General features: G+C 56.1%; 21 protein-coding genes and 2 pseudogenes. 7 read left to right on the top strand and 16 right to left on the bottom strand.

The annotated features are described in order from the left end of the window. Positions 1-95: 95 nt before the first annotated feature. The 3 genes from PSH80_RS24510 to PSH80_RS24500 all read left to right on the top strand — a co-directional run bounded on the left by PSH80_RS24510 (position 96) and on the right by PSH80_RS24500 (position 5,173). Positions 96-1,388: a diguanylate cyclase gene (locus tag PSH80_RS24510; RefSeq protein ID WP_057960809.1), complete on the top strand. Its 1,293-nt coding sequence runs from the start codon at positions 96-98 to the stop codon at positions 1,386-1,388. Positions 1,389-1,478: 90 nt separating this feature from the next. Next, positions 1,479-3,263 (top strand): acyl-CoA dehydrogenase C-terminal domain-containing protein, encoded by a 1,785-nt coding sequence (locus PSH80_RS24505; protein ID WP_198800068.1) that lies wholly within the window; start codon positions 1,479-1,481, stop codon positions 3,261-3,263. A gap of 131 nt (positions 3,264-3,394) precedes the next feature. Next, positions 3,395-5,173 carry an acyl-CoA dehydrogenase C-terminal domain-containing protein gene (locus tag PSH80_RS24500; RefSeq protein WP_057960807.1) on the top strand — a complete coding sequence of 593 codons (1,779 nt, stop codon included), beginning with the start codon at positions 3,395-3,397 and terminating at the stop codon, positions 5,171-5,173. A gap of 227 nt (positions 5,174-5,400) precedes the next feature. Here the strand turns inward: PSH80_RS24500 and PSH80_RS24495 are convergent, their stop codons facing one another. Next, positions 5,401-6,321 carry a LysR family transcriptional regulator gene (locus PSH80_RS24495; RefSeq protein WP_057960806.1) on the bottom strand — a complete coding sequence of 307 codons (921 nt, stop codon included), beginning with the start codon at positions 6,319-6,321 and terminating at the stop codon, positions 5,401-5,403. A gap of 206 nt (positions 6,322-6,527) precedes the next feature. Here PSH80_RS24495 and PSH80_RS24490 point away from each other — a divergent pair, with 206 nt between their 5' ends. The 4 genes and pseudogenes from PSH80_RS24490 (at position 6,528) to PSH80_RS24475 (ending at position 8,966) form a co-directional block, all read left to right on the top strand. Further along, complete coding sequence (locus PSH80_RS24490) at positions 6,528-7,808, top strand: aspartate aminotransferase family protein (protein WP_057440297.1); 1,281 nt, start codon at positions 6,528-6,530, stop codon at positions 7,806-7,808. A 234-nt stretch (positions 7,809-8,042) separates the two neighbouring features. After that, positions 8,043-8,406, top strand: a pseudogene (locus PSH80_RS24485) (type II toxin-antitoxin system RelE/ParE family toxin). Beyond that, positions 8,390-8,710: a DNA-binding transcriptional regulator gene (locus tag PSH80_RS24480; RefSeq protein ID WP_057440299.1), complete on the top strand. Its 321-nt coding sequence runs from the start codon at positions 8,390-8,392 to the stop codon at positions 8,708-8,710. Before PSH80_RS24485 ends, PSH80_RS24480 begins: the two are co-directional and overlap by 17 nt. A gap of 97 nt (positions 8,711-8,807) precedes the next feature. Further along, a complete protein-coding gene (locus PSH80_RS24475) occupies positions 8,808-8,966 on the top strand; it encodes a YqaE/Pmp3 family membrane protein (RefSeq protein WP_081044318.1) in 159 nt (52 codons plus the stop codon). Between the two features lie 4 nt (positions 8,967-8,970). On the opposite strand, the gene pqqE is transcribed toward PSH80_RS24475, so the two are convergent. From pqqE to PSH80_RS24400, 15 genes and pseudogenes are all read right to left on the bottom strand, one after another. After that, positions 8,971-10,101 (bottom strand): pyrroloquinoline quinone biosynthesis protein PqqE, encoded by a 1,131-nt coding sequence (pqqE, locus tag PSH80_RS24470; protein WP_233098400.1) that lies wholly within the window; start codon positions 10,099-10,101, stop codon positions 8,971-8,973. Next, on the bottom strand, positions 10,094-10,369 hold the full coding sequence (gene pqqD / locus PSH80_RS24465; RefSeq protein WP_032858571.1) for a pyrroloquinoline quinone biosynthesis peptide chaperone PqqD: 276 nt from the start codon (positions 10,367-10,369) through the stop codon (positions 10,094-10,096). Before pqqD ends, pqqE begins: the two co-directional genes overlap by 8 nt. After that, on the bottom strand, positions 10,366-11,118 hold the full coding sequence (pqqC, locus tag PSH80_RS24460; protein ID WP_057960803.1) for a pyrroloquinoline-quinone synthase PqqC: 753 nt from the start codon (positions 11,116-11,118) through the stop codon (positions 10,366-10,368). Before pqqC ends, pqqD begins: the two co-directional genes overlap by 4 nt. A gap of 10 nt (positions 11,119-11,128) precedes the next feature. Further along, positions 11,129-12,040 carry a pyrroloquinoline quinone biosynthesis protein PqqB gene (pqqB, locus tag PSH80_RS24455; RefSeq protein WP_305418597.1) on the bottom strand — a complete coding sequence of 304 codons (912 nt, stop codon included), beginning with the start codon at positions 12,038-12,040 and terminating at the stop codon, positions 11,129-11,131. 75 nt (positions 12,041-12,115) lie between these two features. Next, entirely contained in the window at positions 12,116-12,190 is a 75-nt protein-coding gene (pqqA, locus tag PSH80_RS24450) for a pyrroloquinoline quinone precursor peptide PqqA (protein WP_003194766.1), read from the bottom strand. Positions 12,191-12,353: 163 nt separating this feature from the next. Beyond that, positions 12,354-14,741 carry a pyrroloquinoline quinone biosynthesis protein PqqF gene (gene pqqF / locus PSH80_RS24445; RefSeq protein ID WP_305418596.1) on the bottom strand — a complete coding sequence of 796 codons (2,388 nt, stop codon included), beginning with the start codon at positions 14,739-14,741 and terminating at the stop codon, positions 12,354-12,356. Between the two features lie 50 nt (positions 14,742-14,791). Then, a complete protein-coding gene (locus PSH80_RS24440; RefSeq protein WP_057440304.1) occupies positions 14,792-15,586 on the bottom strand; it encodes a carbon-nitrogen hydrolase family protein in 795 nt (264 codons plus the stop codon). 11 nt (positions 15,587-15,597) lie between these two features. Next, positions 15,598-17,289 (bottom strand): NAD(P)/FAD-dependent oxidoreductase, encoded by a 1,692-nt coding sequence (locus PSH80_RS24435; RefSeq protein WP_057960801.1) that lies wholly within the window; start codon positions 17,287-17,289, stop codon positions 15,598-15,600. Positions 17,290-17,435: 146 nt separating this feature from the next. Continuing rightward, positions 17,436-17,898, bottom strand: a pseudogene (locus tag PSH80_RS24430) (Lrp/AsnC family transcriptional regulator). A 458-nt stretch (positions 17,899-18,356) separates the two neighbouring features. Then, positions 18,357-19,619, bottom strand: a complete 1,263-nt coding sequence (locus PSH80_RS24425; protein WP_305418595.1) for a hypothetical protein — start codon at positions 19,617-19,619, stop codon at positions 18,357-18,359. An 82-nt stretch (positions 19,620-19,701) separates the two neighbouring features. Then, the gene (locus PSH80_RS24420) at positions 19,702-21,714 is read right to left on the bottom strand and encodes a hypothetical protein (RefSeq protein ID WP_305418594.1); all 2,013 of its coding nucleotides are present in this window, start codon (positions 21,712-21,714) and stop codon (positions 19,702-19,704) included. Beyond that, complete coding sequence (locus tag PSH80_RS24415) at positions 21,711-22,223, bottom strand: ABC-three component system middle component 4 (RefSeq protein ID WP_305418592.1); 513 nt, start codon at positions 22,221-22,223, stop codon at positions 21,711-21,713. The genes PSH80_RS24420 and PSH80_RS24415 overlap by 4 nt, the downstream gene beginning before the upstream one ends. After that, complete coding sequence (locus PSH80_RS24410; RefSeq protein ID WP_305418590.1) at positions 22,216-23,448, bottom strand: ABC-three component system protein; 1,233 nt, start codon at positions 23,446-23,448, stop codon at positions 22,216-22,218. Before PSH80_RS24410 ends, PSH80_RS24415 begins: the two co-directional genes overlap by 8 nt. A gap of 1,009 nt (positions 23,449-24,457) precedes the next feature. Further along, positions 24,458-24,748: an antitoxin VbhA family protein gene (locus PSH80_RS24405; protein ID WP_305418588.1), complete on the bottom strand. Its 291-nt coding sequence runs from the start codon at positions 24,746-24,748 to the stop codon at positions 24,458-24,460. Positions 24,749-25,471: 723 nt separating this feature from the next. Continuing rightward, positions 25,472-26,506 carry a type IV secretion system protein gene (locus tag PSH80_RS24400; protein ID WP_305418586.1) on the bottom strand — a complete coding sequence of 345 codons (1,035 nt, stop codon included), beginning with the start codon at positions 26,504-26,506 and terminating at the stop codon, positions 25,472-25,474. Positions 26,507-26,543: the final 37 nt, after the last annotated feature.

The following is a 26,543-nucleotide window of genomic DNA, read 5'->3' as shown; positions in this document are numbered from 1 at the left end:
CAGTGGTGGCAATGTGATACGGGTCACATTGAGTGTGCTTAACTGTGTTCAGTGAAGGCACTATGCCATCTTTTTTATGGGTCGGAGCTTTACCCTTGTCGCGCGCGTCTGCTGTACGTTTCAGTCATTTCCTACCGTCGTTGCTGTTATTGCTGGCGGGGTTGTCGGCTGCTTACGTCAAGGACCTCAACGTCTTCTTCACCTCGTTGTTCAATGTCCTGCCGACCTTGGTACTGTTGCTCGGAGGGGCCTATTGCACGGTGTACCGTCGCCAGCGTGAGCTGTTCTTGATGGTGACGGTGTATGTCGCCTACTTCCTGCTGGACACCCAGACCGATTTCTACCGCGACCATGGCCGTGTGCGCGAAGACGCCGCCGTGGTGTTCCATCTGGTGTGCCTGCTGTTGCCGATGCTGTTCAGCATTTATGCCCTGTGGCAGGAGAAAACCCACCTGTTCCGCGACTTTGTCGCACGCTGCGCGGTGCTGCTCGCCGTAGGCAGCGTGGCCCTGGGCCTGGAGCAGAGTTACCCAGGGCCGTTGCTCAACTGGCTGGCGGAAATTCGCTGGCCGGCATTGCATGGCGCGTGGATGAGCTTGATCCAACTGTCGTACCCGATGTTCCTGCTGGGCTTTGTCGCACTGGCGGCCCAGTACTGGCGCGAACCGCGGCCGTTGCATGCGGCACAGCTGGTGGGATTGCTGGGGATGTTCTGGATGTTGCCGCAGACCTTTATCCTGCCGTTCACCCTGAACATCATGTGCAGCCAGGTGATGTTGATGATTGCTGCAGGTGTGTCCCACGAGGCCTATCAGATGGCCTTTCGCGATGAACTCACCGGCCTGCCCGGACGCCGCGCCCTCAACGAGCGTATGCAGCGCCTGGGGCGCAACTATGTGCTGGCGATGAGCGACGTCGACCACTTCAAGCGATTCAACGACACCCATGGCCACGACGTCGGTGACCAGGTGCTGCGGCTGGTCGCCAGCAAACTGTCGAAAGTCAGCGGCGGCGGCCGGGCCTATCGGTATGGCGGCGAAGAGTTTGCTGTGGTGTTTGCCGGCAAGACCCTGGATGAATGCCTGCCGCACCTGGAAGAAATCCGCGAGATCATTGCCAACTACCACATCAAGTTGCGTAACCCCGACAGCCGCCCCCAGGACGATCACCAGGGGCGCCAGCGCCGTTCGGGCACGGGGGCGAATAGTGTGTCGGTGACCGTGAGCATCGGCGTCGCCGAGCGCCAGGCCGAGCAGCGCACCCCCGAAGAAGTGCTCAAGTCCGCCGACCAGGCGCTGTACAACGCCAAGGGCGCCGGGCGCAACTGTGTGGTGGCGGCCGGCCAGAACCGCCGTGGCGCGGTGCGCATGCAGGGCGCTGCCGGTTGAGTGATGGTGGTGTATTCAGCGTCTGTACAGTGATTGTCCGGGGCTCCTGGCGGCAGTAGGTTTGAGTCATCTGCCGCCGGAGACATCACCATGCCTGCCTATAAAGCTCCCCTGCGCGATATGCGCTTTCTGATTGATCACGTGTTTGATTTCCCCGCTCACTACGCTGCTTTGGGCGCCACCGAGGCCAGCCCGGACATGGTCAGCGCAATCCTCGAAGAAGGCGCGAGGTTCTGCGAGAACGTGCTGGCGCCGTTGAACCGTCCGGGGGACGAAGAGGGCTGCCATTTCGACAATGGCGTGGTGACCACACCCAAAGGTTTCAAGGAAGCGTTCGCGCAATACGTCGAAGGCGGCTGGCACGGCCTGGCGGCGGATCCGGCCTACGGCGGGCAGGGCTTGCCGTCTTCCCTGGGCTTGGTGCTCAGCGAGATGATCGGCTCCAGCAACACCTCCTGGGGCATGTACCCCGGCCTGACCCACGGCGCCATGTCGGCGATCCACGCCCATGGCACTCAAGAGCAGAAAGACACCTACCTGACCAAGCTCACCGCCGGCCAGTGGACGGGCACCATGTGCCTGACCGAAGCCCACTGCGGCACTGACCTTGGCATCATCAAGACCCGCGCCGTGCCCCAGGCCAATGGCAGCTACGCGGTGACCGGCAGCAAGATCTTCATCTCGGCCGGCGAGCACGACATGAGTGAAAACATCATCCACCTGGTGTTGGCCAAGTTGCCGGATGCGCCTGCTGGCACCAAGGGTATTTCGCTGTTTATCGTGCCCAAGTTCCTCGCCGATAGCGGGGCGCGCAATGGCGTCAGTTGCGGCTCCATCGAGCACAAGATGGGGATCAAGGCTTCGGCCACCTGCGTGCTGAATTTCGATGGTGCCGAGGGCTACCTGATCGGCGAGGCCAATAAAGGCCTCAATTGCATGTTCACCATGATGAACCACGCGCGCCTGGGCACCGGCATGCAGGGGCTGTGCCTGGGTGAAGCGAGCTTCCAGGGCGCGATCAAGTACGCCAACGACCGCCTGCAGATGCGCGCCCTGACCGGCGCCAAGGCCCCGGACAAACCGGCGGACCCGATCATCGTGCATCCTGATGTGCGGCGCATGTTGCTGACCATGAAAGCCTTCAATGAAGGCAACCGCGCCCTGACGTACTTCACCGCGCAACTGCTGGACACCGCACACCTGAGCGACGACCCGCAGCAACGCCAGGAAGCCGAGGATTTGCTGGCGTTCCTCACCCCGATCTGCAAAGCCTTTATGACCGAGACCGGCCTGGAAGTGACCAACCACGGCATGCAGGTGTTCGGCGGCCACGGTTTTATCCGCGAGTGGGGCATGGAACAGTTGGTGCGCGATTGTCGCATCGCGCCGATCTATGAAGGCACCAATGGCATCCAGGCCCTGGATTTGCTGGGGCGCAAGGTGCTGGGCAGCCAGGGCAAGTTGCTGCGCGGCTTTACCAAGATTGTGCATAAGTTCTGTGCGGCGAATGCCGAGCACCCGCAACTCAAGGCCCAGGTTGCACAGCTCAACGAGCTGAACCAGCAATGGGGCGAGTTGACCTCCAAGGTCGGCATGGCCGCGATGAAAAACCCTGATGAAGTCGGCGCCGCCGCCCTGGATTATTTGATGTACAGCGGTTACATCATCCATGCCTACCTGTGGTTGCGCATGGCTCTGGTGGCCCAGGCGCAATTGGATGCGGGCAGTGGCGATGGGGATTACGCCCGGGGCAAGCTGGTGACCTGTGAGTTTTATTTCAAGCGCCTGTTGCCGCGCACCAGTGCCCATCGTGCGGCGGTGGAGGCGGGCAGTGATTGCCTGATGAGTTTGCCCGCCGAATTGTTCGCCTTGTAACTGTTGGCGTGACTGTAAAATACCAATTGGTCACAAGCAGACCCTATGTGTCACAAAAGTTGTTCGGTTACACTCTGGGTCTGTGAAACCGATCCTACCGAATCACTTTTAACGTTCTCACGAGGTTTGCCATGGCTGACTACAAAGCGCCGCTGCGCGATATGCGCTTCGTCCTCAACGAAGTATTCGAGGTTGCCAAGCTGTGGGCGCAATTGCCGGCCCTGGCCGAGACCGTGGATGCTGAAACCGTCGAGGCGATCCTTGAGGAGGCCGGTAAAGTCACCGCCAAGACCATCGCCCCGTTGAGCCGGAATGGCGACGAGGAAGGTTGCCGCTGGGACAACGGCGTGGTCACCACCCCGGCCGGGTTCCCCGAGGCCTACAAGACCTACGCCGAAGGCGGCTGGGTGGGCGTTGGTGGCGATCCTGCCTACGGCGGCATGGGCATGCCCAAGGCGGTCTCGGCCCAGGTCGAAGAGATGATCAACTCCTCGGGCCTGGCGTTTGGCCTGTACCCGATGCTGACGTCCGGCGCCTGCGTGTCGATCAACACCCACGCCAGTGACGAACTGAAAGCCACTTATCTGCCGAATATGTACTCGGGTGTGTGGGCCGGTTCCATGTGCCTGACCGAGCCCCATGCCGGTACCGACCTGGGGATTATTCGTACCAAGGCCGAGCCGCAGGCGGACGGTTCCTACAAGGTCAGCGGCACCAAGATCTTTATCACCGGTGGCGAACACGACCTCACCGAAAACATCATCCACCTGGTGCTGGCCAAGCTGCCGGACGCCCCGGCCGGACCGAAGGGCATCTCGTTGTTCCTGGTGCCCAAGTTCATGGTCAATGCCGATGGCAGCCTGGGCGCGCGCAACCCGGTGACCTGTGGCTCGATCGAGCACAAGATGGGGATCCAGGCCTCCGCGACCTGCGTAATGAACTTCGACGAAGCCGTTGGCTACCTGGTTGGCGAGCCGAACCGTGGCCTGGCGGCGATGTTCACCATGATGAACTATGAGCGCCTGGGGGTCGGTATCCAGGGCCTGGCGACCGGCGAGCGCTCTTACCAGAACGCGGTCGAATATGCGCGTGACCGCCTGCAAAGCCGATCGCCGACCGGCCCCAAGGCCAAGGACAAGATCGCCGACCCGATCATCAACCACCCTGACGTGCGTCGCATGTTGCTGACCATGAAGGCCGCGAACGAAGGCGGCCGGGCGTTCTCCACTTACGTGGCGATGCAACTGGACACCGCCAAGTTCAGCGAAGACGCCGCGACCCGCAAGCGCGCAGATGACCTGGTGGCGCTGCTGACCCCGGTTTCCAAGGCGTTCCTCACCGACCTGGGCCTGGAAACCACCGTGCACGGCCAGCAGATTTTCGGCGGCCATGGCTATATTCGCGAGTGGGGTCAGGAGCAGTTGGTGCGGGATGTGCGCATCACTCAGATCTACGAAGGCACCAACGGCATCCAGGCGCTGGACTTGATGGGGCGCAAGATCGTTGGCAGCGGCGGGGCGTTCTACACCCTGTTTGCCGATGAGATCCGCCATTTCATCGCCACTGCCAACAGTGACCTGGCCGAGTTCATTCAGCCGCTGAGTGCTGCGGTGGACGAACTCGACACCTTGACTGCCTGGGTCCTGGACCGCGCCAAGAGCAACCCGAATGAAATCGGTGCGGCCTCGGTGGAGTATCTGCACGCCTTTGGCTACATGGCCTACGCCTACATGTGGGCGCTGATGGCCAAGGCCGCCTTGGGCAAAGAGGCCGAGGAGGACTTCTACGCCAGCAAACTGGGGACGGCGCGCTTCTACTTTGCCCGCCTGCTGCCGCGTATCCACTCTTTGAGTGCTTCGGTGAAGGCCGGCAGTGAATCGCTGTTCCTGCTGGACGAAGCGCAGTTCTAAGCCGAAGAGGGCGTGTAAGCATTCTCTTACATGACGTGCTGCTAATCGTCCTCTATCGCCAGATTGGATCCACAGCTAATCTACTTCACATGGACGTCGCGCAGGAAGCGCAAAGCAACAACAGGGACACGTAGGATTCTGCCAGGATGGCGGAGTGAAATGGATGTCAGGGAAACAGTCTGCAAAGCCCCGCTTCGGCGGGGTTTTCTTATTGCCCGCGGAAAAGTTCAGGCCAGCCCGTCTACCGTGGCCGTCGGCCCATGTGGACCATTCATCACGTCTTCGAGCAAGGTGCGCAGCAATGCCAACGTTGCCTGCTGACGTTGTACATCCCGGCACACCAACCCCACCTTCAGCGGCACCCGTGGCTCACTCAAGGGCTTCCATAGCAGCGCCTGGCTGCTGTGTTCGTCCTGTGATCGGCCGGGCAGTACCGTCGCCAGTTTGGTATGGGGCAGGCTGTCGAGAATCCCCACCATAGTGTTCAGCTCCGCTTGCACCTGTGGTCGGCGCCCCAGGTTCGCCAGTTGCGCTTGCCAGATCTGCCTGACCTGGAACTCTTCGCCCAACAACAGCATGGGCAACTCCGCCGCCTGCTTGAGGGAGACCTTCTTGAATTCACGCAAGGGATGGTCGGCCGGGATGACCACTTTCAGTTCATCTTCATACAGCAGCACACCGTGCAAACCGGGCTGGCGTGCCGGCAGGTAGCTGATGCCAATGTCCAGCGAGCCATTGAGCAGGCGGCGTTCGATCTCAAGGCCCGTCAACTCGTAGATCTGCACCACCAGGTGCGGTTGGGCCTTGCGTACCCGCTCCAGCATCTGCGGCACCAGGCTGGTATGCACGGTTTGCAGCACGCCGATGGCCAGGGTGCGCAGCGCCTGGCCCTTGAAATGCCGCAGGGCCTCGACGGCTTGCTGCATACCATCGAGCAGCGGCAGGGCGTGGTTGTACAAGGTGTGGGCGGCCAGGGTTGGCAACAGGCGCTTGCTGCTGCGTTCGAACAGGCTCACATCCAGGTGCTGCTCCAACTGGCGGATCTGCTGCGACAGCGCCGGCTGGGAGATCGACAGGCGCTCGGCAGCCCGGCCGACATGGCCCTCTTCGTACACCGCGACGAAATAACGCAGTTGCTTGAAATCCATAAGTAATGCTTATCGAAAAAGCTGGAAAATCGAAATGGCTGTACGCCCCCAAGGCGCCTAGTCTAGCGCCTATTCACAAGGCTTACAGGGCCAGAAAGCGCGATGAATACCGTTTACAGCGATGGTGTTTACATAGGCAAGGCAAAAAACGACTTGCCGGGCTTCCGTCAATCGAGGGTTGCCAACAGCCTGCGGGGTGTGCAGGCATGAATCTGTTCAACTTGCGCCGCCCGGCACCGAGCCTGGATGACCTGTTACTGGACGCGAAAAAACCGATGCTGCGCGATGAGCTTTCCAGCCAATCCCTGATGCCCACCGTGGCCCGTCCGCCACAGGTTTTCGTACGCGGCCAGGGCTCCTGGCTGTGGGACAGCGAAGACCGTGCCTACCTGGACTTTACCCAGGGCGGCGCAGCCAACAGTCTCGGCCATAGCCCCTCGGTACTGGTGCGTGCGCTGGCTGACCAGGCGCAAGCGCTGATCAACCCTGGCATCGGGCTGCACAACCGCAGCCAACTGAACCTGGTGGACCGACTGTGCCACAGCACCGGTAGCGACCAGGCCTACCTGCTCAACAGCGGTGCAGAAGCCTGCGAAGCGGCCATCAAGTTGGCGCGCAAGTGGGGCCAACTGCATCGTGGCGGCGCCTATCGCATCATCACCGCCAGCAACGCTTGTCACGGCCGCAGCCTGGCGACACTGGCGGCCTCGGCAGGTGCTGGCGACAATCGTTTCGAGCCGCAACTGCCGGGCTTCTGCCACGTACCGTTCAACGATCTGCCGGCCTTGCATGCCGCCGTTGATGCGCAAACCGTGGCGATCATGCTGGAGCCGATCCAGAGCGACGCCGGCGTCGTTCCGGCCACCGAGCATTACCTCAAGGGGGTGGAGCGGCTGTGCCGGGAGCTGGGGATCCTGCTGATCCTCGATGAAGTGCAGACCGGGATCGGGCGTTGCGGCACCTTGCTGGCGGAACAGCGCTACGGTGTGCGCGCCGATATCGTCGCCCTGGGTAAAGGCCTTGGGGGCGGAGTGCCATTGGCGGCGTTGCTGGCCCGTGGCAAAGCCTGTTGTTTTGAACTGGGTGAGCTCGAAGGCACCCATCATGGCAATGCGCTGATGGCTGCGGCCGGCGTCGCCGTGCTCGATAGCGTGTTGGGGCACGGCTTCCTCGAACACGTACGTGATACCGCACAGTACCTGGGCGAAGGCCTGGCCCGTGTTGCTCACCGCTATGGACAGGGCGAACTGCGAGGCCAGGGCCTGTTGTGGGGCCTGACCTTGTCGGATGATTCGGCAGATGCCGTGGTAAAGGCGGCGCTGTACGAAGGCTTAATCCTCAATGCCCCACAACCCGACTGCCTGCGCTTTACCCCGGCGCTGACGCTAAGCAAGAGCAATATTGACGAAATGCTGCTGCGTCTGGCCCGCGCGTTTTCCCGCGTGCACACCGCCCAACTGCAATGCCGCAAGGGCATCGCTGTTTAACCCTTACTCCTGAACCGTCTCGCGTTATACGCGGCGCCTCCAGCCTGATTTTTTTGGCTGGGGGCGTTTTTTTGTGTGTCATTTTTGGATTGAAAAGGAGGCTTGAGATCCGTCGAAAAAAATGGCTTTTTTGCAGGCGCCGGCAGGGAGTGCCGGTAGGGTGCAGAGATTTTTGTGTGTGCCCTGTTTCTAATATCTACCACTGGGTGGTATGTTTGTGGGGAAGGGATGCCTATGAAGCTCAGACTGTTCAAAAGCCGGCATTTTGCTGATGCCGCGAGCAAAGCCTGGATCTGCGATTCGGAATTGGGGGAGGCATTTGGCGAGATGCTCAGGGGCCAGGCGGATAACTTGGGCGGTGGAGTCTGGAAGAAACGCCTCAATCACAACCGGCATCGTTCCATCGTTTTGGCAAAGGGCAGGCATTACTGGGTTTATCAGTTTCTGTTCGCCAAGCAAGATCAAAGCAATATCAGCCACAAGGAATTGGCTGGGTTTAGGGCATTGGCAAAGGCCTAAAGGCTTAAACGAAATACAGATCCAGCAATTACTGGATCTCAGGGAGTTTGTGGAGATAGATCATGCGCAAAAAATATGAAACTGAAGCGCTGGAGTCCATTCACCAATCGGCCAGCGCGCTGCATTCGATTGGCGCCATCAGCAAGACCACCCTTCGGCAGTTCGATGAGCTATGCATTGCACCTGTGCCGGCGCAGATACCTGCGGCCCAGATCAAGCAGCTGCGCGAACGTAGCCATGTCAGCCAGCCGGTGTTCGCCCGCTACCTGAACACCAGTGCCTCGACAGTCAAGCAATGGGAATCCGGCGAGAAGCAACCCAGTGGTATGGCGCTCAAGCTATTGAGCATTGTGCAAAAGCACGGGTTGGACATCCTCGCCTGAGGAGGATGGCCCGGTGCCAGATTCCACTGAACCCTCACGCGCGGCCAGGGTCGATTAGCTGTACGGCTCACACGAGCCGATTTTTTGGAGCTGACCCATGGACTTCATTCGTATCATCATCGCCATTCTGTTGCCGCCCTTGGGTGTGTTCCTGCAAGTGGGCTTCGCCGGCGCATTCTGGCTGAATCTCCTGTTGACCCTGTGCGGCTACATCCCAGGTATCGTGCATGCGGTGTACATCATCGCCAAGCGCTGAGCCGTCAGCCTTTGGCGATCAGCCGTGAGTTTCGCTCATTGCGAAAAGCCAATTGCTCGATGGTCTGCGTGGCGTGCTCGGCTTCGAGGCGGGCATTAAGGATGATGTCGTGATCGGCAGACTTGCTGCACACCGGGTCGGCGTTGCTGGCGTCACCGGTCAGCATGAACGCCTGGCAGCGGCAGCCGCCGAAGTCCTTTTCTTTCTCGTCGCACGAGCGGCACGGCTCGGGCATCCAGTCGTAGCCGCGAAAGCGGTTGAAGCCAAACGAGTCGTACCAGATGTGCTGCATGCTGTGGTCGCGCACATTGGGAAACTGTACCGGCATCTGTCGGGCGCCATGACAAGGTAGGGCGGTGCCGTCTGGCGTTACTGTCAGAAAGATACTGCCCCAGCCATTCATGCAGGCCTTCGGGCGTTCTTCGTAGTAGTCCGGTGTGACAAAGATCAGCTTGCACGGATGACCTTGCGCTTCCAGCTTGGCGCGGTATTCGTTGGTGATGCGCTCGGCGCGGGTCAGTTGTTCCTGGGTAGGTAGCAGGCCGACGCGGTTGAGCTGGGCCCAGCCATAGAACTGGCAGGTGGCAAGCTCGACAAAGTCCGCCTCAAGGGCGATACACAGCTCGATGATGCGGTCGATCTTGTCGATATTGTGTCGATGAGTGACGAAGTTCAGCACCATCGGATAACCATGGGCTTTCACTGCCCGGGCCATTTCCAGCTTCTGCGCGAAGGCCTTTCTGGAGCCAGCCAGCAGGTTGTTCACCTGTTCGTCGCTGGCCTGGAAGCTGATCTGGATATGGTCCAGGCCGGCCTTTTTGAAGTCGCTGATCTTCTGCTCGGTCAGGCCGATGCCGGAGGTGATCAGGTTGGTATAGAACCCCAGCTTGCGGGCTTCACTGATCAGCTCGGCGAGGTCCTGGCGCACCAGCGGCTCACCTCCGGAAAACCCCAATTGCGCCGCTCCCATTTCCCGGGCCTCGCGAAACACCTTGATCCATTGTTCGGTGCTCAACTCCTTGCCCTGCTCGGCGAAGTCCAGCGGGTTGGAGCAATACGGGCATTGCAGCGGGCAGCGATAGGTCAGCTCGGCGAGCAACCAGAGCGGCAGGCCAATCTCGGGCTTGTCAGGCAAGTTCGATCCAGTGCTCTGCACGTGCGACCTCCATGAATTGCTCGATGTCTTCACCGAGTTCGGGCACGCCGGGGAATTGCTGCTCCAGCTCGCCAATGATGGCCGCCACACTGCGCTCACCGTCGATCAAGCCACCAATCAACGCGGCACTGTCGTTGAGCTTGATCATGCCTTCGGGGTACAGCAACACATGGCCCTTTTGCGCCGGCTCGTACTGGTAGCGATAACCCTGGCGCCACGTCGGTTTTTTGCTGCGGTCGAAACTCATAGGGTGATCCCTTTATGCCAGACCCGCTGCGCGGTCACGCTGTGATAGGGCGGGCGGTTCAGTTCGTAGGCCATGCTCATGGCATCGAGCATGCTCCAAAGGATGTCCAGTTTGAACTGGAGAATCTCCAGCATCCGCTCCTGGCCGGCGCGGGTGGTGTAGTGCGTAAGCGTGATCGCCAGCCCGTGTTCGACATCGCGCCGGGCCTGGCCCAGGCGGGTGCGGAAGTATTCGTAGCCGGCAGGGTCGATCCACGGGTAATGCTGGGGCCAGCTATCGAGGCGCGATTGGTGGATCTGCGGGGCGAACAGCTCGGTCAGCGAGCTGCTGGCGGCTTCCTGCCAACTGGCCCGGCGGGCGAAATTGACGTAGGCATCCACGGCAAAGCGCACGCCGGGCAGCACCAGTTCCTGGGAGCGCAGTTGATCCGGGTCCAGGCCCACTGCCTGGCCCAGGCGCAGCCAGGCTTCGATGCCGCCGTCTTCGCCGGGGGCGCCGTCATGGTCGAGCAAACGCTGGATCCACTCGCGGCGGATTTCCCGGTCCGGGCAGTTGGCCAGGATCGCGGCGTCCTTCAGTGGGATATTCACCTGGTAGTAGAAGCGGTTGGCGACCCAGCCCTGGATCTGCTCGCGGGTGGCCCGGCCTTCATACATCGCCACGTGGTAGGGATGGTGGATATGGTAGAAGGCACCCTTGGCCCGCAAGGCCTGTTCAAACTCGGCGGGGTTCAGCGGTGTATCGGTCATTGGGGCTCTCCTACAGTTCAATGCTCATGCCGTCGTAGGCTACTTCTACATTGCGCCGGGCCAACTCGGCGCGCTCGGGCGAGTCTTCGTCGAGGATCGGGTTGGTGTTGTTGATGTGGATAAGCACCTTGCGCTGCTGGGGCAGTTGCTCCAGGACCTCTAGCATGCCGCCGGGGCCGTTCTGGGCCAGGTGGCCCATTTCGCGGCCGGTGCGGGTGCCGACGCCACGGCGCTGCATTTCATCGTCATCCCACATCGTGCCGTCCACCAGCAGGCAGTCGCTGCCGGCCATGATTTCCAGTAGCGGCGCGTCCACTTTGCCCAGGCCGGGGGCATAGAACAGTTTGCCGCCGGTGCGCAGGTCTTCGACGATCAGGCCGATATTGTCACCGGGGTGCGGGTCGAACCGATGGGGCGAGTAGGGCGGCGCGGCACTGCGCAGGGGCAGCGGGGTGAAGCGCAGGTTGGGGCAGGCGGGAATGGTGAAGCTGGCATCCAGCTCGATGCGCTGCCAATCCAGGCCGCCATTCCAGTGGGTCAGCATGGTGAACAGCGGGAAACCGATGCTCAGGTCTTCATGGACCATGTCGGTACACCACACCTGGTGCGGGCAGCCTTCGCGCAAGCTGAGCAGGCCGGTGGTGTGGTCGATCTGGCTGTCCATCAAGATGATTGCGCTGATCCCGGTATCACGCAGTGCCCGGCCGGGTTGCATCGGTGCAAAGCCCTGCAATTGGGCGCGGATATCCGGCGAAGCGTTGCACAGCACCCAGTTCACGCCGTCATCGGAGAGGGCGATGGACGATTGGGTGCGCGCCTGGGCACGCAGGCTGCCGTCGCGAAAGCCGGCGCAGTTCACACAGTTACAGTTCCACTGCGGGAAGCCACCACCGGCGGCTGAACCTAGAATCTGGACAAACATCGCTGCTCCTTCACACAAGACTCAAAATAAAAACGCCCCGGCGAGCCGAGGCGTTGCATTGCAATACAAAAGCAATCAGCGGCTGGCGAAGTACATGGTGACTTCAAAACCGATACGCAGATCAGTGTAAGCAGGTTTGGACCAAGTCATATTCATACTCCTACGAAGGGATGGGACGTTTACTACCAAGTAATACATATAGTCCACCTCCTGGCGGAGATGTTCAGATGTGTGTGGGAATATTACCCATTTCTCGCCGAGCTAGCGCTGTCTTGGCAGAAAAAGCCTGTTGCAGCATCGGCAACGATTAGCTTCATTGCTGCCAGTAATCGCTCACCGCCGGACCATTGGCCAGGCACTGCCAGCCGCCGGCGGCTTGCTTGAGTTGCTGCGCCGCATCGACGAGGTTCTGACGGTTGCGGGCCTGGATCAGCTGTTGCAGTTGCTCAAGATAGTCTGCGCCATGCCCCGCTAAATGCGCCTGCCAGAGCAACTCGGCGGCTTGGGCGTTGGGCAGTGTCTGTGGCGAGAACTGCTGGGCCAGGATGGTGTTGCCCAAGTCGTCGTTCCCCTTGATCAAGGCTGGCAGTTGCGTGAGGAAGGCCTGGATGTGTTCGAGCAGGCCCGCAAGCGCGACATTGGGCGACTGCACGCCAAACAGCAGGCCGGTTTGCCCATTGAACTGTCGGATGCCACTGAATACTGCGTAGCCCACTTGCAACTCGACACGTAGGCGTTGGTAAAACGGGACCTGCGCCAGGTGAGCGAGCAACCGCCAGTCGGCTTCGTCTGCGAGGGATTGGCTGGGGGCCGGGCAAAACAGCAGCAAGGCGGCTTCGTCGCCATCGGTTGTGACGGTTTGCCAGCGATGTTGGCCGTTGATGGACAGGGCTTTGTGTTCACTGTCGGTGCAGTGTCCGGGTAGACGTGCCGCCGCATTTTTGATCGCCATTTCGCACGCAGCCGGCAGGCCAATGCCCAAGCCTTGCCAGCGAGCGGTGGCCCACCGGTCAGGTAGCGCGTTGCCGTTAGTGGTGTCGGCAAAACAGGTCGGTAGTACCTTGAGCAGTTCGCGAATGGCCATCTGCGGCGCCGGGCTGGCGAGTGCGTTGTGCCAAAGGTTAGCAGCGGGCCGGGTCAGGTCCCGTGCCAGTTGCTCGACGATGGCCGGCATCGGTTCATGCAGCCCGCTCATTTTCAGCAGCCAGTCATTGCCTACGGCTTCGAAGGATAATTCCACGCCGGCCTGACGGGCGTTGGTCCGAAGTGTTTGCAGGCTGTTGTCCAGGCAATGCATGGGCGAATCCAACTGCCAGCGCAGGTAAAGGGCGCCTTCGTCGCTATCGGCAGGCAATGCTTGGCTGAACGACAGACCTGGCAGTTCGCGCCGGCCACGGGAGCGGTCCTGGGCAAAAGTACGCAAGCCGCGATGGGCGCTGGTCTGGCCACGAATCAGTCCGGGACGTTGTTCCTGGGGGGCCCGTTGCAGGAATGGATTGCTCGGCGGCAGTTGCCAGGCCTGTTGCGCGGGTGTCGGTTGCAGCGTATTCAGCATTGCCTTGAGGGCTTGGCAGTGCGGCTCGGAAAGTTGCGCCTCGAGGTGTTCACTGTCCTGGCGCGCCAGAGCTAGGGCACCACGGACTTGTCGCTGGCGGTCGACCAGCAGGGCGTACTCTTCACGCAGCGCCGTCCAGTCGCTGTGAGCGAAAAAGCCCAGCCAGTCGTTTAACAGTGCTTCGATGGCCGGGGCCTGTTGTGAACCCTTTGGCCCCAGGGTGAATTCGATATCCAGCAGCGCCTGCCCGGCGAATTGGTACAGCACCTTGGCATGTAGCGCGCTTGCCCATTCCCGGCTTTTTAGCTCGGCGAGCAAACCGCCGGCCGCTTCGGCATTCAGCCAGGTGCAGAGGAACTCCAGGGCTTCACGGGGTGTATTACAGGCGATGAGGTGGTGCAGATGCTGTTTGTCGAGGTGTTGATAGCGATGTTGATCGCCGTTCATCAATGCCGGTGGCGCCTGCTGCGGGCGTAGGTGGCCTGAGGGCAGGCTGTCGGCAAAGCACTGGGCCAGGGCTTGCAGCTCCTCGAGCGACTGTGGGCCGGCAAGGCTCAAGGTCATTTGCCCGGCTTGATAGAAGTCTTGATAAAACCCGCGCAACCCTTGTTGGAAATCCTCCTGTGGCACCGGCAGGCTGTCGCGATTACCCGCATGAAACCCCCGCAGCGGATGCCCAGTTGCTAGGCCTTCAAGTATCGCGACTTGAAGCTGTGTCTCGGCATCCTGGGACCAGGCGACAAACTCCGCCTGTAACACCTCACGCTCGCGCAGTTGCTCGTCCATGGCCAGGCGTGGGTGGGCGAGCATATCGCCCAGGCGCTGCAGCGCGTCGCCAAACACCGGGGTGGGCACTTCAAAGAAGAAGTCGGTGGTGCGCTCGCGAGTACTGGCGTTGACCTGCCCGCCGTGGCGCTGCACGTAAGCCATCAAACCGTCGGGTGCAGGAAAAGCCTCGGTGCCGAGAAACAACAGGTGCTCGAGAAAATGTGCCAGCCCCGGCCAGGCCAACGGCGCGTCATGGCTGCCAGCCGCTACCCGCAAGGCTGCTGCACAGCGCTTGAGGCGTGGGGCATGACGCAGGGAAACCCGCAGGCCATTGGCCAGGGTCAGTTGTAAACAATGAGGGTGGGCCGACACAGGCATGAGCACTTCCAGAACGTAGGAAGTGCCTATGCTAGCGCAAAGCGCGGCGGTCAGTGCTTGTGCAGCGCTGCGTATAGCTCGGGGCGCCGGTCTGCCAGGTAGTGATTGGCCGCTTGCGCGTCGCGCATCGCCTGGCGGTCGAGGGTGGCGACGATCAGCGCTTCATCCAGGCCGGCCTGGGCGACACGTTGGCCATTCGGCGCCGCGATGCTGCTTTGCCCGCAATACTGGATCTGGTCCTCATGCCCGCAATAGTTGGCGTAGGCCACATAGCACTGGTTTTCAAAGGCCCGTGCCCGCACGGTGACATCCGCGACGAAGTCGAAGGGCACCATGTTGGCCGTCGGTACCAGGATCAACTCGGCGCCGGCCAGGGCCAGGCGCCGGGTGTTTTCCGGGAACTCCAGGTCGTAGCAGATGAGGAATCCCAGCTTCCAGCCGTTCAACTCGACGATAGGGAATTCGTCGCCGCCGGCGCTGAACATCGAGTGATCGAGATCACCGAACAAGTGCGTCTTGCGGTAGTTGCACAGGCGCTGGCCATTGGCGTCGATCAGTTGCACTGCATTGTAGATCTGCCCATCTTCGGCGCGCTCCGGGTAGCCGTACAGAATTGCCAGGCCCGCGTTCTGCGCCAGTTCGGCAATGGTTTGCGCCGATGGCCCATCTTGCGCTTCGGCCAGCGCGCCGACTGCTTCAACACCAATGTTGTAGCCGGTGAGGAACATCTCCGGCAGCACCAGCACATCTGCATCGGACGCCTCATGGGCGACGCTATGCAGGCGCTTGAGATTGCCGGCCACATCCAGCGGCAATGGCGGGCATTGGTACAGGGCGACACGCATGGCTTGACTCCTTATTCGGCCAGGGCGATGGGGCCGATCTCATCGAATACATCCCCAGGCCCCGGGTTTTGCGGGTGGGTACTGCCACCGAAGTGGGTCATGATGCCCCAAACCGCGTTCAGTGAGGTCTGCACTGCGCCTTCGACCCAGGCTGGGGTCCAGGATACGTCGTCGCCGGCAATGAAAATCCCGCGCTGCTCGGCCGGCATATCCTTTTGCATGAAGTGCGCGTACATGCGCTGGTTATAGCGGTAGTGGCCCGGCAGCGCGCCCTTGAACGCGCCGAGGAAGTGCGGGTCGGCCTCCCAGGAGACGGTGATCGGGTCGCCAATGATCCGCGCCTTGAGGTCGACTTTCGGGTAGATCTTTTTCAGCGCATCGAGTGCCAGCTTCACCCGTTTATCAATGGGCTGCGGGAGCATTTTCAGGGCGTCGCTCATCCACGAGTAGGACAGGCAAATAACCCCCGGCTTGTCGTCGCCGTTGTCGAACAGATAGGTGCCACGGGTCAGGCGGTCGGTGAGGGTCATGCTCATCAGGTCGCGGCCGGTTTCCGGGTCTTTGTCCTTCCAGAAAGGCCGATCGACCATGACAAAGGTTTTCGACGACTGCATATAGCGTGTGCGATCCAGAGCCATCCACATTTTTTGCGAGAACAGGCTTTCGTCGCATTCGATCTGAGTGGTCAGCAGCCAGCTCTGGCAGGTGGTCAGCACGGCGGCGTATTCCCGGGTGTCGCCGTAATTGTCGGTGACCGCGAAACGCCCGTCGGCAGCATGGGCAATGCGCTTGACCCCAGCCCGGGGCGCGCCATGGTGCAGGGAGCTGAGGCTGGTACCGGCTGGCCAATGGGCGCAACGCTCCGGCACGTGGCGCCAGATCCCCATAGGCACCTGCGCCACGCCACCGACCACCAGGTGCTGGTGGTCGTCGCAATTGGTCATCACCACCCGGAAGATTTCCAGCATCGAGTTGGGGAAGTCCGAGTCCCAGCCACCGGTGCCAAAACCTACCTGGCCGAACACCTCGCGGTGATGGAACGACAGCTTGGCGAACGCCTTGGACGTGGCGACGAAGTCGTAGAAGGTGCGGTCATCCCACAGCGGCACCAGGGTGTTCCACAGCTCTTTGAGTCGTGGTACATCGCGGTCGCGAATGGCTTGCTGGATATCGCTGAACTGCGAACCGGCCTCCAGGGCGTCGGCCCAGGCGTCAGCCACTTCCTGGAACAGCGCAGGAAGGTCGGCGAGTTTCTGTGCGTAATGGGTCTGGCCTTCCAGGTCGATCACGGTACTGCCGGAGGCAGGCGTCAACGGGTTGGGGAAGGGCTTGGTTTCCAGCCCCAGCTTATCTACATAGTGGTAGAACGCCGTCGACGACACCGGGAAACGCATGCCGCCCAGTTCGGCGATGATGCCTTCGGCTCCTTCAAACGCCTGGGAGCGCAGGCGCCCGCCCATTTTCGAGGCTTCATACACCACCGGCTTGAGACCGAGCTTCATCAGCTCGTAGGCGGCCACCAGCCCGGCAATACCCGCGCCGACAATCGCCACTTCGGCGCCGTGGTTGGCGGCAGGAATACTGCCCAGCCCGGCCGGGTGTTCGATCCAGTCATCGAAGGCGAACGGGAAGTCCGGACCAAAGATGGTGATAGGCTTTTTACCGTCTGCAGGGTGGCGATTGTTCTTGTGAGTGGCGTTCATGGCTGACCTTGCTGGCAACTCCGCGGGGCACGACCCGTGAAGTATAGGAAAAGATGGCAGCCATTCTAGGGAGCGTAGCGCTCGTTAATAAGACGCAATGTGTCGTCGGTTTGATTTGTTTTTAGTCGAAGTGACGAAGCTGGCGGTCAGATTGGCTGGCCGCGATCCAATTTGCTGCTGAGGATGATCGAGGTGGTGGTCTTTTCTACCCCATCGACACTGCCGATTTGGTCCAGCAGTTGATCCAGCTGCTCCGGCGAGTCGGTGCGCAGCCAGGCTACATAGTCAAACTCACCACTGACCGCACACAATTGCTGGACCTGAGCCATGGCACTGAGTCGGCGCAGCACTTCCTTGCCGGAACGCGGTTGCACCGTGATCCCCACATACGCCTGCAGCCCCCCCATCCACCACCCGCTGGCCAAGGCGCACGCCATAACCGGTAATCACCTGAGTCTTTTCCAGACGCGCCAGGCGCGAGGTCACCGTGGTGCGGGCAATCCCCAATTGCCGAGCAAGCATTGCCACGCTTTCACGGGCGTTGAGCTGCAAGGCGGCGATTAGTTGGCGGTCGATTTCATCGAGAACGGGAGGGCGGGTGGCGGACAAGATGGGCTCCGGCGTGGGCGGCAATGGGGGAGCATGTTACAGGCTCATGGCCAGTGGTGCTTGGGGGGACCGCCAGAAACGCGAAAGCCGCGCAGTGCGCGGCTTCTAGAGATGGTGGGCCCAGTAGGACTCGAACCTACGACCAAGGGATTATGAGTTGCTGGGCGAGCTGATATGCCTAGAGGAAGCGTACGTAGGAGGTGAACGTAGGTTGGCATAGTTGGAGGCCCCGTCGTTACTGGTGTTGAGCGTAACTTTGAGAAGGTTGCTTAAGCTGAGTACTGTACCGTGGCTGTACTGATTTTTGCAGGCCCTATCAGCTAGATTTCAGAGGACTGGCTCGTGTATGAGGCTTAAGCTCTCCTGTTGCTGGGCTGGTAGGCTGAGCAATTCGATCCACCGGTCAGTAAATGTACTACCTAAATGACGCGTTAATCAGGGTGACGAAACGTCTACAGTTATTGCTTTGATTTTTTTAGGAAGAGTAATTTTTCGCGATCTTCCATAAGTATGTTTTTAACTTTTTCATGACTACGCTGCTTTGCGCGGAGCTCAAAGCTTTCAGCTTGAAAAATATCCGAAAGAGAACTCATACGTTTTTCACCCAGTCGAGTCACTAGCCAGTCCACGAATTCTTCGTTAAAGAAAGGAAATGTGAGTGGTGATTTTCGGTGTAGTGCCATTGCTCGCAGCTCTGTCAGTTTCAAAATGTCAGCCACATCCGTGTCGAAGGTTACTAAATTACCGAGGTAAAAGTCAGCTTCGGGTAGGGTGTTTGTATTCGCCATTGCATCCAGCGCTCGCGGGAGATAGAGGTCCCATGAGCAGTTCTTTATTACGGCAAGCGGATCTTTTTTGTCCAGTACTGAGTTAAGTTTTTTTGACAGTGCAGACCGCCCGCTACGACATATAATATCGGCACAAACAATTAACTCTCGTAGCATAAATGTCGATAGGTCTTCATGCATAAACTGCACGAGCTCTTCCATCTTATGCTCCAATGATTTGGAGGAACTTGCTTCAATTATTTTGGTGCGCAAGATCATGCTTTCAACAAGATTTACCTGTTGTTCGATACCTTCATGTAACCCATCGTCTAATTGCTTCTGAAAGTCAGCCAGTAGCTCATCTGCGTAAGCTTCTGCTTGCTCTTTGTGAATTTTTCTAAATCTTACTCCCCAAGTTTCATCTAGCGGATATGAGTCTAGTGATAGCGCGTGTATTGCTGCGAGAGTCATTCGGCTATTTTCAATGGTTTGTGAGTTCCAGGATCTTTGTGCCTCCCACAGATACAAGTACGGATTGAGATTTGCCAGTTCCTCGTTATTGAAATTCTCCCTTATAGATAGGCCGTGCCCAATTAGCTGTGGGGATGGGTTTTCGCGATATGCAAGTGCTTTGATAAAGCTGGCTGCATTTGAATCAACAAAGGTGCCATACCCTATTTGGAATCTTACTGGAGATAAAGTACTGATGGCTTCTGCGTCTAGTATCCAAAGTGACTTTCCTCGAAAGCACGTTGATATAAATCCTCTGTCAGCGAATCCTTTGCGCCTTAGTTTAAATGGACCCGCATCATCTTCAGCTGCATAGATTATTCTCCAGTCTTTTAATAGCCGCTGGTTTTTTTCATATGCGCGTAATGCTAAAAGCGGATCTGAAGACGTGCATACTTGATGTAGAGCAAATTGCGTTTCGTAGTCGGCGTTTCTGATGTCCATGGTGCTAGATATTCCTTTAAGTGTAATCGCAGTGTCCATTTAAATATATATGGTGTATATATAGTTGTAAGAAAAATCTGCCTTATTCTGGTTGTGTCTGTGAGCGATTTTTTGTGTCAACTGAGTCCCAGTCATCAATGAGGCCGGTCGGTAGCCCATTTACTCCATTTGACCTGTAGTGTGCTATTTCCAATCCTTGTATCTCGAAAGCAACGTTCTGCGGGATATCGTTATCCACCAAAATAATTTGACAGAGCTTATTGTTCTCATCAAATTGTTCTGCGGTTTTAATTAGTGCCTCGAAAAGGTTCTTGTATTTCTCCGGATCTGCTACGCCGTCTGCGTCGTTTAGCGTAGTGAGTTGATCCGATTCCGCATTTTCGGGAGTCTTACCCAAGAATTTACCAACGGTGTCAATCATAAGCAGCCCCGGAAGATTGGTATCCTTCCGTAGTTTTTGAGACAGAATTGACGTCAGATATCCTATGGACACAATCGTACGAAGACCACCAGAGTTAATTTTTCGATACTCTGTGTCTCTAACCACCGGGAAAAAGGTTTTATTGTCTATTCCCACACCGTAGTGGTTTTTGATCTTAACGTCTTTTATAAAGTTGTTGAGATCGATGCCTAAGTCTTTGATTACGTCGTCGAGAGATGGCGAATTTTTTTTCAGCTCATCTAGTTTGATTTTTAGATTTTCGATATTTCCTGCTAGGCGGCCTATTTGATCGGCAATCCCTGTCTGAGTATTCCGAACTCGCAGGGAGTGAACTGCTTTCCCTCTCCGCTCATCAAGCTGAGCTACTTCAGAGATAATTGCGTCTCGCTCAGCCAAGTAAGGTGATATGGAGCTTTTAAGCTCATCATCTATCATTTCCCGAGCTTTGTTTTTTTCTAAATATAGGGCTGAAAGTAGGTTGTTGGCCGTCTCTAGATCGGTTCTGTTTTCGGAGATTAATTGCTTAAGGTCCTTGGTTCTCCGTGTGATCGATGTGAGCTCGCTTTTTAGACGGGTGTCGCTGGGTATGTCAAATTTCTCAGACAGGTTATGGATTTCAATACTGGTTTCGCAAATTGGGCAGTTTGTTTGCTCTTCCACATCCCTGCCAATGATTTCTTTAGCGGACAAGCCAGCCTTTATTCGTTCGATATCATTTTGATACTCGTTCAGTAGTCGAGTGAATCGTTCTATATTTCGTAATGTGGAATTTTTTGTATCTTCTTGTTGCTCGATTTTAAGGCTGATCGTGTTTAGTGCGTCCTTAAGGCCCTCATAGAGCGCGTTGTCGCTTGTCATTCTCTTGTTTAAATCTGAAACCTGCTCTTTTAGCTCTATGTTGATCAAATCTATATTGTTGATTTCCTCGTCTAGCGCCTCGGTATCTTTGAATTCTGTTTGGTTCAAAAACGAGGTTATTGCTGTGTATTGAGTTATCAGCTGTGTTTTGTCGTGCGTTTTTTTTGAAATTTCCACCTCAAGCTCGGAAATACTAGAGTCTAGGACATTGAATATATACTTTAAAACCTCTCTGTTTTTCGTTTCGAGGACGTAGTTTCCTATGTCTAGCATATTAGCGCTGCCGACATCATCTTGATCGAGATACATGAACTTAAAAAGATCAAGGAAACTTAATCTGGCTGTTTCAGACGAGTCTTTTGTTGGGGCTTGCTTCAGTCGGACAGAGGGGAATTCTAAAACCTCTAACAAAAAATCAGAAAGACTTTTGTTCTGGTCGTCCCCTTTGCTGACGCTAGATTTATATTTCTCTGGGAATGACTCTGATATCTTGGATAGCTCGCAAAAGTATACATCTACGTCTTTTGATGCGTTGAATATATCTCGGCTTATGCAATAGGGATGACCATTAATATGTATTTCAAGAGTCGCGTATTTGACGGAGGATGTTATTTCTTTGTCTAGCTTGATCTCTTTGCCCCCGAGCAGATAATAAACGAGGCGCAGGATGCTTGACTTTCCAGTGTCAGCATCACCGTAGATTATATTGATGCCTGGATAGAAAGGAACTCGATAATCTTTTCTATGTCCGTGAAGAACTAAATTCTTCAAAAGAAGACCTTGAGATGTGTTCACCGTACCTCCTGCCTTAAAGCTGAGTTTATATATCCGTTGAGTTTTGAAGGAGTTTGTGATCGAAGCTCTGATAGTAGCTCAATGAAAGAAGAAATTTTCTGGAAGTACCCTTCAGTCAATTCTCGAGATTTGGATTTTCCGATCTCTGTTAAGCCAAATAAAAAACCTTCGCTGTTCGAGTATTCAACAGATAAAAACTTTTTAGAAGCAAGGATTTTTAGCATCGTTAATAAGCGGTTTCTATCGAAAAGCTCTTCCATATTTGGTGATAGGGTTCCGACAGTATAGTAATCACTTTCATCAATATTGATTTGGTTTTTGTTAGCTAGGAGAAGAACCCTATTGAGCAGCGACGGACGGGTAGTCAGGAAGTAAAATGATTGAATTTTATCAATGCTCAATATTTTTTTGCGCTTTTTGGTTTCAGCTAAAGTGCCTAGTACTAACAATAGCACTCCGAGATTGTAATAAAGTTCTCTCTCAGGCTGTATGTAGGGTAGGCTAGTCATCCTCTGCCTCCTTGAGAAGCTTTTTCAAGGAGGACGCCGGGATGTCTTTAGTCCACCAAATTTCCTCATCCTCTGAATTAGAAAGCTGGTGAAGCATCCCTTGTTTATGGATGGCGTTGATGAATGGAATAAATGTGTCTAAAAAAGTTTTGTCTTCCTTTAGAATCGTCTCATGGACATCTGTTAATAACAGCCCTGAATTAGGAATGCCGTCATGGACGTATTTTGAGTAGCTGGTTTGGTATATTTTTCGAATTCTTTTATACAGATCAGCAAGTCGCTTCTGGTCGGACGGGCTGTTGAATATTTTTCTTATATACTCGGCATTGAGAAATACTTCCTTGGCTTCCCTTATAGACGTTTTATGAATGTCTGCGCTAATAAGTTTTAGTACAAATAGCTCGTCGTCAAAGTTGGTGTCGTCTAAAAGTTCTTGAAATTCTAGATTTGACATCCCGGGATCGCATTTTTCAAAGTCCAATATTGTTTGGCGAACTGCAATGTAGATTGTACTATTCGGACCCTCAGGCTTAGTTATGCTTGTGTGGTCTTCGCTGACAGGAATAATATCTGATTTTTCTTTATCGGATGGGGCGGCACTCGTTTTTTTTACGATTGTGTCATAAGTGCCATAAAAATATTTAGTGGTAGGTCTGATGCTAGTTTTCAGCCATTCATCACTAATTTTATGTATGAAGTCGTTGAGAGGTGCTAGTCCTTCAATTTGGAGGTTTTCGCTGATTAGACTGCCGTATGTAGCTGCTTCGGCACCATGGTGAGGTACAGCTAAGGAGATAAAGAGTTTGATTTTTGAAGGGGTCTTCTCTTGAATGTCATTGGTTATTGCGCTTTTCGTTACTAGTCCACCCATGCTGTGCGCGACTATTATTAGATTTTCGTAAGATTGAAGACGAAAGCGTATCTCGGTTCTAAGTAAGTTTCCGATTTCTTCAATGCTTATGTTTTTTGCTAATTTTCCGTGAGAGGTGGAAAAGACCCTCTTAAGGAGAGTTGATACTTTTCCTGCTTTTGCAAAAAGATTTAGCAGTTTTGTAAAATATGAAAAATAGGCGACGTCGTAATTGCTGGAAATTTCAGGGTCGTCGAGAAGTAGCTCTGGGAAAGATTTTGCAGTTCCATTTCGCCAAGTTGCCTCTCCGCCACAAAAACCATGTACAAATAAAATCAGGTTTTTTTTGTTGTTCTGAGAGATGAATTCAATCATGATTTTGCCCGGATTATGAGTTGTTTATAACTTGTAGATTCCTCAGCCTTTTGAGAATCTCGGCCTAGGCTCACGCTTATATGGCTGATGCGTTCGCTGCGTCTGCTTTTAGCTACCGAGAATGCCCCGGTCTGGAGCCTTCGTTTCCAGCACCACGATGGATGAGTGCAAGAAAAACGTGGTGGCGTTCGAGGGGATTCGCGTGTCGCGTCATTGTATAGGGCGAGTAACGTCTGCTGTTGGGGCCTCCAGTCGGCGAATCGATCCGGTAGGTGTCCGCAAATGTCGCCTTTGACTGGAAGCGTTTTGAGCAAATTGATGAGCAGTGTATCTGGCGTGATCCAGGTCAGCGTGCCCCGCATCTGGTCGACGGAGAGGGTGAAATCCATTTTCAGACCTTCGGTAGTCCTGAGTTCACTGAATATTACCGAAACTTCACGTAATGGCACGATAGTATTGCGGAATTGACGCAGATTTTGCCCTATAGAGGCTTAGTCAGCTGCGTTAATCCGCTCGTGGCGACACGATGGCTGGGGCTTCGTCAGTATTCTCGTTCAGTCTTACGCTGCGTCTCAGGCTATGGCTGCGGCTAATTCTTTGATTTCAAATCTGACCCACCTCGTATCATTCGATGCTCCGGCGCTCAAGATTGGCCCGGATCGCGTTACTGACGACTTCGGTGTGCTTATCGATCAAGCGGCGAAGCCCCTCGATGTGTTCCAGGGTGAACGGCTCGGGACTCCCTTCGTTTACCCGCACTAGATCTTCATTTCTCTCTGTCCTTGTTCATGAACAAAGAAAACGTGCATTAGAAAGGACGTTGTGTGGCACAGCACACCGGGCAATGCCTATCCTGCACTAGATCTCCATGGGCCCCAGTATTTGTTCATGAACAAGAGATTCGCTGCTACGGGAGTACTTTGTCATACGCTTACCCGGCGATTTGCCTATCCTGCATTAGATCTCCATGCATTCCATTCCTTGTTCATGAACAAGCTTTTCGCAAAGCTCACTGCGTTCCTGATGACTGAGAATCGCCCCTATCAGGAAGCATCTTCTGCGAGAGCGTGACAAATTTGTTCAGGTCAATTTCGCCAATGATATAGCGCTGACCAAGGTGTCTCATTTCGTCTGAGGTTTCGAATCCAGAAAGGCCAATGGATGCATTGGCAAAGGCGACAGCATCCTTACGCTCGTTCTGCTCTGCCTCAGAAATCTGATGCTCCAGTTCCTTCGTATCTACGGCTTCAATTTCGGTGCTTCCTTGGTGCTGCGTTGGCTCTTGGTTGTTTGAGGTCATGTGGATTTCTCGCTGTTTGGTTGAACGCAGGAGCGCGTTAGCGCTATGTCTTAGGTGCGTACCAAAGTATCAAGGTTTTAGCTGGATGTGGTGTCAAGGGCGGCACCGGAAGCCGCATGCGGAGCGGAGCCGAAGGCGAGCACCGAACGGGTGAGGATGCCGGGCGTAGCCGCACCCTTGATGCCACAGTAAGCACTGAGCCTATGGCAAGGGGGAGGTCAAGGGCTCTGCCCGCCGTACCTGCCCCCGCAGCCAGTCCGGCAAGTTCGGACGCGGGATGCAACCGAAGGGGGGGCCCAAGCAACGCGCGGAGTTTTCCTAGACGTGTTGCATTCGCCTTCCGTGAGCTTTGTTTCCGGGGCGGGGTCAATGCGCCTTATGACTGAACATCAATCAGAGGCGCGCTGAAACTGTCTTGTTTTTGGTATTAGTCGTTTATTTACAATCGGTTAACGGATTTTAGAATTGCCCATCCCCCCGCCCTTCCCGCGAGCGGGAAGGGAGCGAGTCGCCCTCTGTCGTCAAGGGTGCAGGGGAGGCCTCCGGCCTTGATCCCCTCCACCCTTGCCGTGAGCGTTGGTCGCTTCTGCCGCGTCAAGGGGCCGAGTCCTCGTCGCTTCGCTTCTGCGGGCCGCACCAACCCCTTGACCCGTCATCCGCTTGCTGAAAGTACTCAGAAAAAGACCCCGCCGAAACGAGGTCTGATCAGTCGTGCGTCAGGGGCTACTGATTTACTGTGCCCCCAGTAGCACTTCCCCAGTTCTTGCCCATGTTCTGCATGACGTGCTGTCGGTACGCTGGATTCCAGGCTGTATTGCCAGCCGCGAGGTGGTTCAATCGTCCAGCTGTGACCATCTGCCCCGACTGCATGTCACGCCTTGTTGACTGCCTGTTGAGCCCTTTAGTGATAGGTGCCAAGGCGCCGCTTGCGATTCCGCGTAAGGTCAGTGCCGCACTAGATATACCTCCTGCAAGGCCTCCTGCAACGCCATGGGCTTGATACATCATGTAGAGCACGACGATAGTTGTAACCAGTAGCTCAAGGAACGTTGCGATTGGGTAATCGGCTGGGTTTGCCAATATGCTGGCAGTTATCGAGGAAAAGTATTTGATCCCAAAGCTGAGAACCGTACTGACCAGCGCCGTTTGCATGATGTAGGTAATAACCTGGGCGAACCAGCTATCGAACCACTTAGACGTGAATTGTCCGAACAGCAGCATCATGATGAAGACTGGCCCGATTCCGAGCATGATCGATAGCATTCCTTTTGCGACAATAATCATAGCTCCTGCTGGAACTGCGATGAGGAGCGTAGCGGCATAGACGATCAGGGCGTTCAGCCCATCCCACATAATCATTCCGATTTCGTAGGAGTGGCGTTGTCCCATTTTCGACAACATGTCTGCACCTATCTGCCAGCCGTCCGACATTGCCTTGTCGATGACTTGGAAAACTGAGCCTGAGGGTGATGACTCACTCGTCGCTGTGAAGGCGGCTGTTACTCCTGTTTCAAGCCCCCTTAATGCCTCGACCACCCACGACATGTAGGTGTCGGCGTTCATAGCCAAGCCGCTGACGAGCAGAAATTTCCCGCAGGTTTTGAGAAAGTGAGAGGCCGACTGCTCAATCGTTCCGGTGATCATCATGTAGCCGACCATCGTTAAATATAGGGTCCCGCCTATCGTCACGGTGAGTGTGAAATCCTCAATCACTCGACTCGAAGTGATGCTGATGAACGTATGGAGGGTTTGATCCATTGACCCTCCTATCCATTCAAATATTCCTGTTTTGGTC

The organism is Pseudomonas sp. FP818 (assembly GCF_030687335.1).
Classification (GTDB): domain Bacteria; phylum Pseudomonadota; class Gammaproteobacteria; order Pseudomonadales; family Pseudomonadaceae; genus Aquipseudomonas; species Aquipseudomonas shahriarae.
Note: the sequence above shows the minus strand (reverse complement) of the source record. Positions and strands in the feature narration are given on the sequence as shown.